Here is a 14,838-nt window from a genome sequence, read left to right as displayed (position 1 = left end):
CAATATCTTTACAAGAGAACTCCAAAATACAATACAAGGATTTTCAGCTTATTTATTTAACAAAGGAAGAAAACCCTCTACAATCAAGCGCTATATATACGATGTTGAAAGTTTTATTCAATGGCTGCACCAATCAAAAAGGTTTACTGAAAATAATCTTTTTGAATCACTCCATAAAAAAGATTTCGAAGCTTTTTTTAATTATTTAAAAGAAGTTCGTCCATACTCTGATAAAACTATACACGGCATATATATTGTCTTAAATAGATTGTACGAATACTTAGATTTACCAAGTCCAATTGAAGGAATTATTCATATAAATCCACCTGATCGGGCATTACGCAGTCAGGATTTTGTTTCTTTCCAAGAAGAGAATCGTCTAAAAGAAGTTATCTCCTTCATTAGAAGGACTGACTGAAAAACAACGATCAACACGCCCAATGATCTTAGAACGGAACATTTCTATCGTTAAGTTGCTTCTGGACTATGGATTATCTTTAAAAGAGCTTGTGTCTTTACGAATGTACCACGTTCATTTCGAAAGTAATACGTTATCTATTGCTGAAGACTCAAAAATAAATCGTACAATCCATTTGAAAGAAGAGGACAAATTACATTTATATAATTACTATAAAACTATTCCTGAACCTGTTCGCCCAAAATACCACAGCAGCGATCCATTATTTATTGCTTTTGACTTTACTCGTGGGACATACCATTGGAGCTATGACGATAATGCACCAAAGTTTCTAACTGAAATCTCGGTACAAAAAATGATCCGTTTAGAAGTGAAACGTGCTAATCTTCGAAAGGGAATTTCTGCCCAACACTTTCGGAACTTCTTTGTTTTAAGGGAAATCAAACAGAAAAACACCCCTGAACAAATCATGCAGCAGATTGGATTTAAATCTCACTTATCCTTAAAAAGATATTACAATTACTATAAGAAAACTACAGCGAATACAGATTAGAAACAATCTCTTAATATGTAATTTATATATATCTACAGATTTACAATGAAAAAGATAAGAATTAAGCTTTTTTTACTACCGTTAACGGTGATTATGTGAACTTCACATCAGATTGGTATTTAATTTTTATAAGTTGATTGAACATCTAAAAGGAGTATGGGGTATTTTGAGAAAAACTAAACTGAGAAACTATGTGAAATTATTCTTTCTCTACTTAATTATAATTTTAATATATTTCCTATTGTTTGATTACAGTAAAGTGTATATTAAGGCAAAAATAAATAACGAATTTTTATATCAATTGTATATATTAATAGGACGTATTAGTATGGGTTTGGGAATATATTTTATTCCAGATAAGCTAGGTATTAAGATTAAATTCAGATTTAAATTTCTTATAGCAGTTATCGCAATGATAACTACTATAATTTCTCTTGGTATAGTCGGTTTAATGGAATAGCTTTGATAACTTCATATTTTATTATTAAGTGGCTTGATAAAAAGTTAACGTTTAGCAAAATCTATATTTCTACAAATAATTGCACTTCTGCTAGGTGGGGTTATATTAACTGATGTAGACATCCTCACTTGAATTCCACAATATGGTATAATTTAGTTGTGAAGTTAAAAGGGGTGTGGTATGGAAGACGTATATGGGGTCACTATATCAAAAAAAGAAAATTGTAAGTTTAGGCGCAATTTAGACATAAATTAATCTAGTAAACCTTCCAAACCAAAAAACATTCATCAAGTCGGGAGCATAAAAACATTAAGTAGCTAGGGTGATAATATGCATATTTGGACACTGACGAATTGGCAGAAACATTATAATCTTGAAGAGAAGAGTCACCGTACTGGATTACAGTTGAAATTTGATAAAGATGTTGATCCTGAAATAAGAAGAGCAATTAAAGAATTTTGTAAATGGTTGCGACAAGAATATTTTTCCCAATTAGAGTGCCTATATATACATTGAATCTGTATATAAAATTAAAACAATGTAAGGAGAGTTAGTTTATGGAATATTCTTCGAGCCATTTGATCGAAATGATGAACCGTATATTCGCATTTCAACAGGGGATTATTATGATACGTTAGAGAAAAATGGAAAAGATAACGCATTAGGATTTTATCTGGTTACTATTGCGCATGAGTTGACGCATTATTTCCAATGGATTAATGTTATAAATTTAACCGCAATTGGATATGAAAGGCAATCTACTACCTATTCAGAATATATTATTGATGAATATAAAGAAACGAGAGAGCACCCTTAATAATCTCCTTAATTAATAAAATCGGTTTTGATGCAAAAATTTAGGATGAAAACATAGATTTAATGTATTACACAAAAGGTTAAAAACCAGTAAAAATCTGTCCAAACTGTGTCTAAACGTACAATTTTCTTTTTTTGATATGGTTACCCCTAATATGTGAGCACCTATTGGAATTGTAGCTGGGCTTGCTGGTCTAGTCGTAACCGGAGCCTTTACATACGTAACATATCTAAATAGACAAGCGCAAAAGAAAATAAATCAAGCCGCTACAATTATTGAGCGATCTCAATCCATTACTACCATAGCTCAAGAAAAAATCGATGAATTATTAGAAAAACAAATAGAACTTAATGAATTATCTACCTCACTTGCTACAAATCAAAAAGCAGATATAACTCTTAAAAATATAAATATCAAATTAGATTTTATCAAAAAAGGTCTGTTAACTTTACATTCTGAAATACACGGGACGTTTTTAAACGAACCTACAGAACTTCAAGAAAAATATGACATGTTTAAAAATAGCTATAATCGTTTAGGTAATCCCCATACAAAGTTATCCTTAAAATGTAATACAAAGATAATAAAAGGTAGGGTTATAAACATACAAGATATAGAAAATAGTAAAACTTTAGAACATGAATGCACAGAACTAAGACTAGAAATCAATGATTATCTAGAAAAACTTCCCGAAAATGACTAATTAACAAAATATAGATTTGAATCATATTTCTCAATGGACAATATAAATTAATGTGGTAAAATATTATTCGGATGAAAATCCAAATGCATATTATTAAAATTAAAGTGGTTATCAAGTCGGAGGAAGGCACCTTAGGGTGTCTTTTCTTTATGCAATTTAGAAGCTTGGAAAAGGGTATGTAATAATGCATATTAAGTCGATTGGATATTATGATATACTTTCAAAGTGTGATACATAATTTCTTTAGATTGGAAAACTAAACCTTATCTACCCAATTGTGGGGGACGCCTTATGGCGTCTTTTTTTTTTCAAAAGGACCTGCTCAATTAATCCCTAAAAACATAAAGTAAAATGAATCCGTTAAAATACATAAGTGACCCCTTCTAGGGGGCATTTCTTTTTATTAGCTTGATAGCGATGTGGCAAGCACCCTATAAAAGGATAAGATGGGGCGCTGTATGCGATGAAAGTCGCACGTACAGTGCTAAGCGGGGGAAAAGATGGAGATAACTTCAAAGTCTTACCTATCGCAACTAGTTTAGCTGTAGTTTGACAAAAAAGGACCTGCTATAAATAGCAGGCCCTTTCCTAAAATGGCAAAGAGTAACTCTTACCTTACTCTTCTCTAAATATAATATATCACTTTAATTAATAACGCGATATATTGATTTAAAATTTTTTATGTATTTAAAAAATGAGAATATGCCCTAGTGCGGCGCACGACTAGGGCATAAAAGTTAGTTGGTAAATATCTTCATAATTAATACTAACACATTATTTATATGCAATATAAATAAATTATAATATTTAAATACATTGCGATGAATTTTTATGAAACCTTCATTTTGGACTAAAGGAGGATGAATATGCGTATCAAATAGTAATCACCGTTAGTATTTTAAATAAAGCTGAATTAGAAAATAGTGTTCTTAAGATAAATATCTTGAGAACACTATTTTTTTAGAGCTACTATTGTCATCACTATAAAGTAGTATACAATCTTTAAAACAAAAAGGGCTTAATCAAACATAGAAATTTCATTTTGGGGGCAACTTGTTCTGTTAGGTTGATGGGCATGTATGGTGACCCCTAATAGATAAATAAGGTGGTAAGGCAATGGATAAACAGCAGCGAGATAAAGAAGAACGAGAAAACATCATCAAAATGATACGAGATTTAAAGGCTAGAGGAGTACATAACAGCGCAGAAGCTATTGTAAATCATCATGGATACATCGTTTTAGCGGAGTTAATTAAATAGAAGAGCCCCGAGCAAAGGGATGTTGAGGGATTCGGGGCTCTCTAATATGAGTTGTACCGAGAATGAAGGGACTCGGTAAAGTTATATTATCATAATTTTCAAAAATAAAAAGTGGTAAATGTGTCCAATTGAAAAGCCCTTAGAAGAGTATATCACTCTAGCTAAATAGAGAGGGGAATGGGAATTGAATCTAGAGAGTTTTGGTCAACAGCTAATAATTACTGGTCTTGCGAGATTAGTTGAGGAAGAAGATTATACGCCACATGAAGCATTTCAACTGTTAGAAACGATTAAAAGAAATACGTTCCATACGCTTTTAGAACTAAAAAAAGAGTCTAAAGCTAAATAAAAAATGAGCCATGAGTGTGAAACTCAACGGCTCATTTTATAAGGGTAAGGTCGAATTGGCGACCTTACAAACTTACAATACCACAAATTCACAAATATAGATAAGTCTTCTCTCGTCTGAATATTCAGTAATCTAACGGTGTCTCCCACCTAGCAAATGGGTTCCTGGATATTCCGATGCGCGAAGCATCAGAAAAGAGTGAGAATAATGTATCCCCTAGCTAAAAACTAGCATAATAAAAAGCCTGTACAGAAGCACAGGCCGGTTGTAACACAACGGTAATTATATTTTAACAGAATAGTTAGAAATTATCAAAACAAAATAAAAAAACGACTTACCCCTAAGACGGTTTGGATATTAAAAATGAAAAAACGCCCAGTTGGGAGACAGGGCGTTTCTCGAAAAGTCGAAAGATTAAGATGCCTTCATTATATCACATCGACTTTTCGTAGTAAATAAGGAGGAATGTGGAAATGAAAGTTTTAACAAATCAAACCTTGTATCAACGTGATCATTGCGGAAAACGCCTACTTACAAAACACGGCGCAAAAGTCCATATTACTAAAATAAATTGGTGGTAGAAGTTGATTTTCTAACATGTGATATCCACCATGACTTCCCTTTTCAGAATAAAGAGGAACACCTAGTTCTTCTAAGGAAGAAATGTCTCGTAAGGCGGTACTTCTAGAAATATCGAATTCTCCAATCAAGTCGTTAAGGTTAAAATTCTTTTTTGAATTGATATAGATCATTTCTTGAATGAGTCGCTCGTCTTTTTTCATAAAAAGCTCCTAATGGTATCATGTTTTGATACTATTCTATCATATACTGAAGGTATCAAAAATAAAGGTGTGAAAGTATTATGAAACAGTACTCTAATGCTGAAGAATTAATTGAATCAATCGATAAAGCCTATAAGAAATTTATTGAAGAATTTAAGGTGATTCCTGAAGAGTTGAGAGATAAACATATCTCTGAAGTGGATAAATCTCCTTCTGAAATACTTTCTTATCAATTGGGGTGGATCAACTTGTTGTTATCGTGGGAAAAAGACGAACAATGTGGACTTGACGTACAAACGCCCACTCCAGACTACAAATGGAATAACTTAGGTAAACTTTATCAATCTTTTTATGAGCAGTACGGTGTTTTAACCTTAAAACAGCAGGAGGAAGAATTGACAAAGTTAGTTCGAAAGTTAGTCGATTGGATAAATGATCTTTCTGAAAAAGAATTATTCCAATCAGAACAAAGAAAATGGGCCACAACAAAAGCAATGTGGCCTGTTTGGAAATGGGTGCATATCAATACAGTTGCTCCATTTATGAATTTCAGAACTAAAATTCGCAAATGGAAAAAAATAGTTTTATAAGTAATTTAAGAAAAGTAAGTATCCAGAAAGTTAGACAAAAGACAATAAAGTCCATTTCTTATACACTAAAAGAAATGGACTTTATTTATTTGAATTTTCTTAGTGTACGAAATTCGCGCTTTGTTGAAGGAACCTCATCGCTATCAAGCTAATACAAAGAAAGAGAAATGATTATATGAAAACATCACTTCTCTTTCTTTGTATTTACGAGTGGCTCCAAAAAGAAGGAATGGTTGACGTACCCCATAAATGATTACTTTTTCATCCATGTATCTACTAATTTTTTATTCTTTTTTATCCATTTTTCAGCGGCCTGTTCAGGGTCATTCGATTCATTAATCATGGTCATCAACGTTCCGAGTTGCTCATCGGTCATGTTCCAGTTATCAAAATACTTTATAAGCTCTGGATAATCTTTTTCAAATCCTTTACGAACAGAGTAATAAATATCATCTTTTTCTCCATACACCTTTTTAGGATCTTTTAAATATTTAAGATCAAACTCTGAAAAAGCCCAATGTGGATTCCATAATGTTACTGCAATGGGTTTCTTTTGACTATATGCTTTTTTTAATTCACTCATCATAGCGGCTTCTGAAGATTGAACAAGATTTAGCTCTATCCCATATTTGTGTATCGCTTTATCTGTTAAGCCCATTAAACTGCTACCAGGTTCAATACCAATGATTTTATTGTTAAATTTATCCTTATTCGCATTCAGATCCTCAATACTATTGATATCTGTCATGTATGAAGGAACAACTAAACCAAGACCAGTACCTTTATACCACGCTGACTTTATTACAACATCATCCTTATATTTTTCATATAATGGCTTATCAGTAATTGGTAGCCAGACCTCTAAGTTGGCGTCCACATCTCCTCGTGCTACCCCGGTCCAAACGGCTGCCTTTTCTAAATATAACAATTCAACTTTATAACCTTTTTCCTCAAGTAATACTTTCCACATATTTGCGGTAGCTATGTTTTCTTTCCAACTCGTTACACCAATTTTAATTTTTCCCTTTGCATTACTGTTCACGCCACTACAAGAAGTAGTAATTATGCTAATTAATAATAGTATGCACAGAAGCCATATTTTTTTCTTCATCAAGCTCCTCCTAGTCTCTATGATTAGATATTTCTTCTTTAACTAACGCAGAAAATTATTTCGGTAAAGCTAAATACTTTATAATTATAAATAAATATTTTATAATTATAACTATGAATAATATAAACTAACTATTAATAGCTTAACAAAAAAATAAAAAAAGTCTTTGATGAACTATTGTAATGTACTATTTGGTTTAGAAATAGTTACAGTATTTGTATAGAGTCAAAGAAAAGGAGTGAAAGAATGAAAGAAACGAAATTACGTGTTGAAAACGTTACAAAAGTATTTGGAAAGAATCCTTCTAAAGGAATCGCTTTACTAGAAGAGGGAAAAAGCAAAGCTGCTATATTAAAAGAAACTGGTATGAATATTGGCGTGAACCAGGCAAAATTCGATGTTTATGCTGGTGAAATATTTGTCATTATGGGATTATCCGGTAGTGGGAAATCTACACTTGTTCGTATGTTAAATCAGTTAATCAAACCGACTTCTGGCCATATATATATTGATGGTGAAGATATCGCAACAATGGGAAAAGAATCTCTTCGAAAAGTAAGAAGAAACAAAATGAGTATGGTATTTCAAAAATTCGCCTTATTCCCTCATCGAACGGTTTTACAAAATGTTGCATATGGTTTAGAAATACAAAAAGTATCAAAAGAAGAACGAGAAACAAAAGCGTTAGAATCTCTAAAATTAGTAGGTTTAGAAAACAATAAAGATAGTTATCCGGAACAACTTAGTGGTGGTATGCAGCAGCGTGTTGGTATCGCAAGAGCACTGACAAATAATCCAGATGTCCTACTGATGGATGAATCATTTAGTGCGTTAGATCCGATTATTCGAAAAGAAATGCAAAATGAATTATTAGAACTGCAAGATAAAATGAAAAAAACGATTATTTTTATTACACACGATCTAGATGAAGCACTCCGAATTGGTGATCGTATTGCTTTAATGAAAGACGGAGAAATTGTTCAAATTGGAACACCAGAAGAAATTATGGTGAGCCCTGCAAATGAATTTGTAGAGCAATTTGTTGCTGATGTAAATTTAGGAAAAGTTTTAACCTCTGAATCCATTATGAAAAGACCGGAAACCTTATTAATTGATCGCGGTCCACGTGTTGCACTCCAAATCATGAAAAATGCTAGTGTTTCTAGCGTATATGTAGTGAATAAGAAACATGAGTTTTTAGGTGTCTTAACTGCTGATAATGCTAGTAAAGCTGTTAAAAGACAGGTTCCGATAGCGGATTTATTAGTAACAGACATTCCTCCTGTTTATTTAGATACTCTATTAGAAGAAATGTATATAAAAATGGTTAAGGCAAAGTTACCTCTTCCTGTTCTAGATGATAAACATAGATTACGAGGGATAATAAAGCGTGAAAGTATTATTCAAGCTTTAGCAGGAAATATAGAGGAAGAGGTGAATGATAATGAATAGTATTCCACGGATTCCTTTAGGAGAATGGGTTGATACACTTGTTACAAGTTTGTATCAGCATTTTGAAGGGTTTTTCAAAGGATTTTCTTTTATTATCGGAGGATTTGTTGATTTATTAACAAATCTATTAATATTTATCCCAGCCATTATTTTTATTACAATCACATGCCTATTAGTTTGGTACACCTCCCGTAAAACTTCACTGATAGTATTTTCTTTAATTGGATTTCTGTTTATCCTTAACGTTAACTATTGGGAACAGACCATGCAAACACTAGCGCTTGTCTTGACGTCTGTTATTATCTCTATCATTATAGGTATACCAATTGGGATTTTGGCATCTCAGAACGAAAGGTTTTCCAAATTTTTAAAACCAACTCTTGATTTTATGCAAACAATGCCTGCATTTGTTTATCTTATTCCGGCAATTACATTCTTTGGTGTTGGAGTAGTACCAGGTATTATTGCATCTGTTATTTTTGCAATGCCACCTACTATTCGCTTTACTGAGTTAGGGATTAGGCAAGTACCAGAAGATTTAATTGAAGCAGCTAATGCCTTTGGTTCAACATCGTCACAGAAACTATTCAAAGTACAGCTTCCACTTGCAACTGGAACAATCATGGCTGGTGTAAATCAGAGTATTATGCTTTCTCTATCAATGGTTGTCACTGCATCTCTTGTCGGTGCACCAGGTCTTGGCGTAGACGTTTATCGGTCGGTTACACAAGTTAATATAGGTATGGGCTTTGAAGCAGGCCTTGCTATTGTAGTAATTGCAATTATTTTAGATCGAATTACACAAGGTTTTCATAAAAAATAATTATAATGTACATACTAAAAGTTATCATTTGAAACCGCTAGAAATTTATTGCTTAAAGCTGGTGTAAGTAAGGTAATATTAGTTGGTATTATCCCTTTTAAGTAGACAGTGTAAAAAGACTACATTCTTAATGTGGAATGTTACACTATACTTGAAGGGATATTTTAATGCCAAAAAAAGAACAACATTTCAAAAATATGCAGAGACATTTAAATTGAAAGCTGTACATTTGTATAAAAATGATGGACGGAGCTATGATGCAATTGCTAAAGAACTAAGAATGCCAATTGCTACTCTATTGAAAATGTGGGTAAAACAAATTCCCAATGGTAACTCACTTTCTCCATATTCACTTATCCAATGATAAAGAGCATTCGAATGGATAGATAATTCTTTTGAAACCTCTTTCACAAATATATTCTCTTCCAATAGTAATTGGACTACAGCCAATTTAAATTGACGATTATAGACTTTTCTACTCATAAACTGAATCACCTTTTTCTTTTAACTTAGTGTGCAATTTATTATAGCATCTCCAATCCTTTTTAATTCTAGTGATATCTATAATGATTAAGGTATGTCATATATCTCTTTATCTCTTGTTTCAACTCAGTAAAACACTCGTAAGGTTTTATATATGCTTTATCTTTCAGATAGCCCAAAAACGATTCTTGTGGTGCTTTATCCCAACAGTTTCCTCTTTTTTACTAATTTCTGGTGGGTAGGACTTGTGTAGTGAGAATCTTAATCAGATTACCATATTCATGAACAGATACATCCAATTATTAATATCTTAATGAATACGAGATAGACGAAGAGTAATTTCTATTAATGTTTCATGAAGTACTGGATATCTAACTACATTAGTATGGCGAGGATTTAGTTTTTTAAAAATTAAGAACAGTCAGTCTTAATTCTATAAATTTACTATATATTACATTTGTGTAAGTATTATTATAAGAGCGTTTTTCAAAACTTTCCCCTAATAAAGTTTTGAAAGAGTTGTCTCAGTATTCTCCATGTTGTAAATATGCCAAGAAAAGAGAATCCATTTGGGTTCTCTTTTTCTTTTAAATTTGAGTCCTTAACCTCAAATTTAAAAGACGCATTAATAATTGTGATAATTTAACAAAAAAATCACCTTAATATACAGCAAATACAAAAAAGACCGGATATAATATCCGGTCTTTACTTATTATTGATTAACTGGATTTTCACAATATTTCTTTGCAATTGCACTTGCCATATCAATTGCCCTTTGTAGAGTAGCGTGTTTAGAACTAAAATCATAAGGCTCAAATCCAAATTCTTCATAAATTTCAAAGGAGATGCTTGTTACAAGTCTATACTTTGAAGGGATAGCTTCATTATCAATTGTTAAATGGAAATCATAACGATCATCAAAACATAATAGTTCAACTTTGAATGTATTATGTGTGCTTGCTTGGCGAAATTGATAATACTCAACTGGATATAAATAATCACCTTCATTTTTGTAGTTAAAGTCTTTAAAAAAAATCTTAATCAACGCCCCTCGTGTGTTTTTTGGGATATTTCCTATTTTTATCATAAACTCTTACCTATTACAAAGTACATAATTATTAGATTTATTATTTATAAGTGTTTCAAAAACGATGGTTTTTGATAAATGTAAAGTGAGAGAAATTTAACCCTTCTAAATCGCTTAACTACGTTATCAAAACTATTGTCAAAATCAAATTAACTTTAACGACCCTTTATGATAAAATCATCGTATAAAGGGTTGGTGAGAACAGTATTATATATATCGAGAAAAAATAAAAGACAACTCTAATTAAGAGCTGTCTTTTTGTGTAATAAATTTCACAAAATCTGAAGATATACAAACGAATATAATACGTTATGGTTATTATTATAACAAAAACGAATAGTATTTTGAATAAAAAATATTTGAATGAGTTTTTGAGCTTTTTTGTTAACAATGTTCAAAAATAAACTTTTTGTAAAGGTTTTCTTTGAATATAATTATTTATTTTAAAAATATAATCATTTTTATTGTATTTCAATGGTTTTCTTATAAACCTTAGCTATATATTTAATAAAATCAATGACGGGATAGTGTATGAGTGAACGGTGCTGCGCAAATATAACCCCTTCTTTTTCCATTTCAAAAATGAGTTGTTCCATTTTCAACTCTTTTTGTTGTATCTTATTAAAATTTTGGTATACAATGTTTTTCCATTGATAGGAGGAACCATGAAAATAACTCTCTCCTTTTACCCTGTGACTAAATATTATTTCTATTTTTTCTCTACGTTGTTTTTCCTTCATATGAGCTTCCGTTGACTGCATGTTTATCGCCTCTTCCCTTTGAGCTGTATACTGTTTCCAAAAATAAGGTCTAATTCATCATAGCTAATGTACAGTAATCTTGTTGGGAATTGTCGTTTAAGGCTATCTCATCAACTGTATTTGTTTTTTAAGCGCTTAATCTAATAAATTGGATCTTACGTCTAAATAAGTTGATAATGTGTATAAAATACTATCAATTTTTATTTAACAATAAATAGAAAAACTCCATTTTGAAAAAAGATTGATCAAAATGGAGTTTCTTTTATAGCTAGGTACGAGTTTTTTATAAAAAAGTTTGATTATTTTAATACTCCTTATTGTACTAACGCACCTGTAATAAATAGTTTCTCAACACATTAATGCTCCTTATGTCTTTTCAATGAAAATTCATAGCGCATTGTATGTCTTACATCTTTGAATCCTTGCTTTTCATATAAAGTAATAGCGCCAATATTTTCAGACAGTACATTTAACTCTAAGTAATCTAAATTTCGATTTTCAGCCCATTTTTTTTGCTTCTAATAACAAAGCGGAACCAATTCCTTGATTTTGATATTTGGTTCCAACAATTATATCAGTAATAAAAGCGTATTTATGTTCAACCAAACACTTATAGGATGGTGTGATTAGTTCTTGATTAAGTAAAAACCCTACTGTACCGTTATCGATTTCAGCTATTAAAATATCCGAATCCTTTTCATTGATTGTCTTCCTGATAAACTCTACATCCTACTTAGCAGGCTTTATATATTTCGGCTGAAAGTTTGACATTTTTAAAAAAAGTTCTTGATATAAAATTTCTATTTGATTAACTTCATCTAGCGTAGCTAACTTTATTTTCATATTATTCCTCCAAATAATTTTTAAAATTAGATAAGCTATATATACTCTTGGACTACATTATAACATGTTTCAAAATATTAAATTAACTATTCGGAATCTGATATTTAATGAGCTAATCTGTACCGTTAGTGAAATAAGAAATCCTATTAATTCTTAAAGCTAATAGGATTTCTTATCAATCTTTTTAAAATTATCAAGCTTCATTTTAAAACCACAATAAAACGATTCTTTATAGGCATGCACCTTTTTACACTCACCAAGATTTAAAACATGACGAGTATCTTCATCCATGAATGTTATCCTCAGTATCCCTTTTTATATGAAAAAATCCTATAAAAACATAGCGCTCTTAAGGAGTTTTGTTACAAAATTATTATGTTGGACTTAAAAAAAGGAAAGTAATATTTATTTGTAGAAAATTTTTAAGGATAAAAATGAATGTAAAAATAGGATGATTATTTATGATAAGAAAAGGGGGCACTTATATATGCTAACAAATGATTTAGATTTCCGATTAGAACCACGTTTAAAAGAACTGTATGAACAACATAAAACAAGAGCGCAGAAGATAGACTGGGGTTATCATGAGTTTTTACCATGGGATAAGGGAATGGACTTTAAAAGAGTTCCTTGGGATGAAAGTCAAGTTACTCTTCCTTCTGGTGTAATTACGGCCATTGAAACAGCTTTATTAACAGAAGTGAATTTACCATGGTTTACAACGTATTTATCTGCGACTTTTAAAGGGTCCCTTTCTGTTATTACAGACTTTATTCATACTTGGACTTCAGAAGAGGATCAACATTCGAATTTATTGGAGACATATTTACTACTCACTCGAAGTGTGAACCCTAAACGATTACATGAATTAAGAAAGTCAGTCGTTGAGGGTGGATTTGAGCCCGATTTTCACACACCAATCGAAGCAATGACGTATACGACGCTACAAGAACTTGCAACGATGGTGTTTTACAATAATGTAGCTAAGGTTGCAAGTAAGCACGATCCAGATCTTGCTACATTATTACGCCGTCTTGCAAAAGATGAAACTCTTCATTATGCGTTTTATCGAGACGTCATTCGAACACATTTGGAATTAGAACCTAATTATTGCTATCATATTGCCAATGTGATTAAGAATTTTAAAATGCCAGGTGCCGTCATGCCTGATTTTGAAAATAGAATGACTGTAATTGCAAAAGAAGCGAATTATGGACCACTACAATATTTTGATCAAGTACTTGATGTAGTGGTTGATTATTGGGGGTTAAAAGACTTACGACCCATTGCACCTCTAGCTGAAAAAGCAAGAATTGAGATTTTGGAATACCACACAAGATTGAAAAAAATACGGGATCGATTTGGTCGTTTTCAAGGGAAAACTGATCTACGTTAATGAGTAGAGATTTCAGAATATAAGCGGGGAAATTCCCCTTCCCTTTATGGGAAATCTGACACACTCCCTATTGTTTTGGGGGTGTTTTTATTTGATTTAATTTTTAAAGAAAAAAGTAGTTGACACTAAAAATAATTTTATGATATTATAAAATATTTGATAAAAAATCACATATATGTTAAGGTTAAGAAGGTTACCATATATGGAGGTGGATTATATGTTTCAAATTGGCGATAACATTGTTTATCCAATGCACGGAGCAGGTATAATTGAAGCCATAGAAGAAAAAGAATTCTCAGGGAAAAAACAACAGTATTTTGTTATAAAAATGTCAATCAGTAATATGCAAGTCATGATTCCTATGGGTAAAATATTAAGTTCGAGTATACGCCCAGTTACTGATATACTTGCATTAAAACACATTATACACATTTTTCAGCATGGAGAATCAGATGAATTACTGCCGTGGAAACAAAGGTATAAAGTGAACACGGACAAAATAAAAACGGGTGAAATACAAGAAGGTGCTGAAGTTGTACGTGATCTAATGCGTATGAAAAAAGAAAAAGCACTGAATACAAGCGAAAAAAAAATGTTGGATAACGCACATGAATTTTTGATTAGTGAACTGGGATTAATTAAAGGGATCACTGAAAATCAATTAAAAAGTTTCTGTTAAGGTTCATTATAGATAATGTATTACATCCCCCGAAAATATCCTGAATTTTTCGGGAATATGATGATTATTAAAAGTAAATCATTTCAAAGACATTCAACTTCTTCAACTCACTTTTAGAGTAGGAACCTCTTTTGTTATTACTTCAATCTAATCCATTTTTATTTTTACATTTCTTTTACGAACGTTCGAAGTTTCATCAAATAACTCGATCAAATAGTCACTTGATTTTTGCAATCCTGATTCACACTGGCACGGACAAGGATCCGTAAGG

At 31.6% G+C, this 14,838-nt stretch carries 15 protein-coding genes and 2 pseudogenes; 10 read left to right on the top strand and 7 right to left on the bottom strand.

The features are described 5' to 3' along the window. Positions 1-4: 4 nt before the first annotated feature. The 5 genes and pseudogenes from JFU20_RS00930 to JFU20_RS00910 all read left to right on the top strand — a co-directional run bounded on the left by JFU20_RS00930 (position 5) and on the right by JFU20_RS00910 (position 4,560). Positions 5-971, top strand: a pseudogene (locus JFU20_RS00930) (tyrosine-type recombinase/integrase). A 166-nt stretch (positions 972-1,137) separates the two neighbouring features. Continuing rightward, the gene (locus JFU20_RS30500; protein ID WP_078205184.1) at positions 1,138-1,431 is read left to right on the top strand and encodes a hypothetical protein; all 294 of its coding nucleotides are present in this window, start codon (positions 1,138-1,140) and stop codon (positions 1,429-1,431) included. Positions 1,432-1,761: 330 nt separating this feature from the next. After that, positions 1,762-1,947, top strand: a complete 186-nt coding sequence (locus JFU20_RS29955) for a hypothetical protein (protein ID WP_242488123.1) — start codon at positions 1,762-1,764, stop codon at positions 1,945-1,947. A 2,120-nt stretch (positions 1,948-4,067) separates the two neighbouring features. After that, complete coding sequence (locus JFU20_RS00915) at positions 4,068-4,211, top strand: hypothetical protein (RefSeq protein WP_002144241.1); 144 nt, start codon at positions 4,068-4,070, stop codon at positions 4,209-4,211. A gap of 184 nt (positions 4,212-4,395) precedes the next feature. Then, the gene (locus tag JFU20_RS00910) at positions 4,396-4,560 is read left to right on the top strand and encodes a hypothetical protein (protein ID WP_002187337.1); all 165 of its coding nucleotides are present in this window, start codon (positions 4,396-4,398) and stop codon (positions 4,558-4,560) included. Positions 4,561-5,087: 527 nt separating this feature from the next. Here JFU20_RS00910 and JFU20_RS00905 read toward each other — a convergent pair. Further along, complete coding sequence (locus JFU20_RS00905) at positions 5,088-5,342, bottom strand: helix-turn-helix transcriptional regulator (RefSeq protein ID WP_078205180.1); 255 nt, start codon at positions 5,340-5,342, stop codon at positions 5,088-5,090. 80 nt (positions 5,343-5,422) lie between these two features. Between JFU20_RS00905 and JFU20_RS00900 the strand changes: the two genes are divergently transcribed. Then, on the top strand, positions 5,423-5,932 hold the full coding sequence (locus JFU20_RS00900; protein WP_002144233.1) for a ClbS/DfsB family four-helix bundle protein: 510 nt from the start codon (positions 5,423-5,425) through the stop codon (positions 5,930-5,932). A 253-nt stretch (positions 5,933-6,185) separates the two neighbouring features. Here JFU20_RS00900 and JFU20_RS00895 read toward each other — a convergent pair whose 3' ends face one another. After that, the gene (locus JFU20_RS00895; protein WP_078205179.1) at positions 6,186-7,043 is read right to left on the bottom strand and encodes a glycine betaine ABC transporter substrate-binding protein; all 858 of its coding nucleotides are present in this window, start codon (positions 7,041-7,043) and stop codon (positions 6,186-6,188) included. Between the two features lie 246 nt (positions 7,044-7,289). On the opposite strand from JFU20_RS00895, the gene JFU20_RS00890 reads away from it, so the two are divergent. Together JFU20_RS00890 and JFU20_RS00885 are read left to right on the top strand one after the other, a co-directional pair. After that, on the top strand, positions 7,290-8,495 hold the full coding sequence (locus tag JFU20_RS00890; protein ID WP_078205178.1) for a quaternary amine ABC transporter ATP-binding protein: 1,206 nt from the start codon (positions 7,290-7,292) through the stop codon (positions 8,493-8,495). Then, entirely contained in the window at positions 8,488-9,318 is an 831-nt protein-coding gene (locus JFU20_RS00885; protein WP_002169659.1) for an ABC transporter permease, read from the top strand. The genes JFU20_RS00890 and JFU20_RS00885 overlap by 8 nt, the downstream gene beginning before the upstream one ends. A 252-nt stretch (positions 9,319-9,570) precedes the next feature. Here JFU20_RS00885 and JFU20_RS00880 read toward each other — a convergent pair whose 3' ends face one another. The 5 genes and pseudogenes from JFU20_RS00880 to JFU20_RS29950 all read right to left on the bottom strand — a co-directional run bounded on the left by JFU20_RS00880 (position 9,571) and on the right by JFU20_RS29950 (position 12,318). Then, positions 9,571-9,801: a transposase gene (locus JFU20_RS00880; RefSeq protein WP_201038188.1), complete on the bottom strand. Its 231-nt coding sequence runs from the start codon at positions 9,799-9,801 to the stop codon at positions 9,571-9,573. A gap of 68 nt (positions 9,802-9,869) precedes the next feature. Beyond that, a pseudogene (locus JFU20_RS00875) lies at positions 9,870-10,059 on the bottom strand (IS3 family transposase); the annotation flags it as partial. A 454-nt stretch (positions 10,060-10,513) separates the two neighbouring features. Next, positions 10,514-10,888: a hypothetical protein gene (locus JFU20_RS00870; RefSeq protein ID WP_002187324.1), complete on the bottom strand. Its 375-nt coding sequence runs from the start codon at positions 10,886-10,888 to the stop codon at positions 10,514-10,516. A 461-nt stretch (positions 10,889-11,349) separates the two neighbouring features. Further along, positions 11,350-11,649 carry a hypothetical protein gene (locus JFU20_RS00865; RefSeq protein WP_201038187.1) on the bottom strand — a complete coding sequence of 100 codons (300 nt, stop codon included), beginning with the start codon at positions 11,647-11,649 and terminating at the stop codon, positions 11,350-11,352. A 498-nt stretch (positions 11,650-12,147) separates the two neighbouring features. Then, a complete protein-coding gene (locus JFU20_RS29950) occupies positions 12,148-12,318 on the bottom strand; it encodes a GNAT family N-acetyltransferase (protein ID WP_374222317.1) in 171 nt (56 codons plus the stop codon). A gap of 661 nt (positions 12,319-12,979) precedes the next feature. On the opposite strand from JFU20_RS29950, the gene JFU20_RS00855 reads away from it, so the two are divergent. Both JFU20_RS00855 and JFU20_RS00850 read left to right on the top strand, forming a co-directional pair. After that, the gene (locus tag JFU20_RS00855; RefSeq protein WP_201038186.1) at positions 12,980-13,888 is read left to right on the top strand and encodes an acyl-ACP desaturase; all 909 of its coding nucleotides are present in this window, start codon (positions 12,980-12,982) and stop codon (positions 13,886-13,888) included. A 217-nt stretch (positions 13,889-14,105) separates the two neighbouring features. Then, positions 14,106-14,567, top strand: coding sequence for a CarD family transcriptional regulator (locus JFU20_RS00850; protein WP_002169666.1), 462 nt, complete (start codon positions 14,106-14,108; stop codon positions 14,565-14,567). The last annotated feature ends 271 nt before the right edge of the window (positions 14,568-14,838 follow it).

It is taken from the genome of Bacillus sp. TH30, from assembly GCF_016650875.1.
GTDB lineage: Bacteria > Bacillota > Bacilli > Bacillales > Bacillaceae_G > Bacillus_A > Bacillus_A mycoides.
The sequence above is the reverse complement of the archived record's forward strand: the minus strand, read 5'-3'. Positions and strand labels throughout refer to the sequence as shown.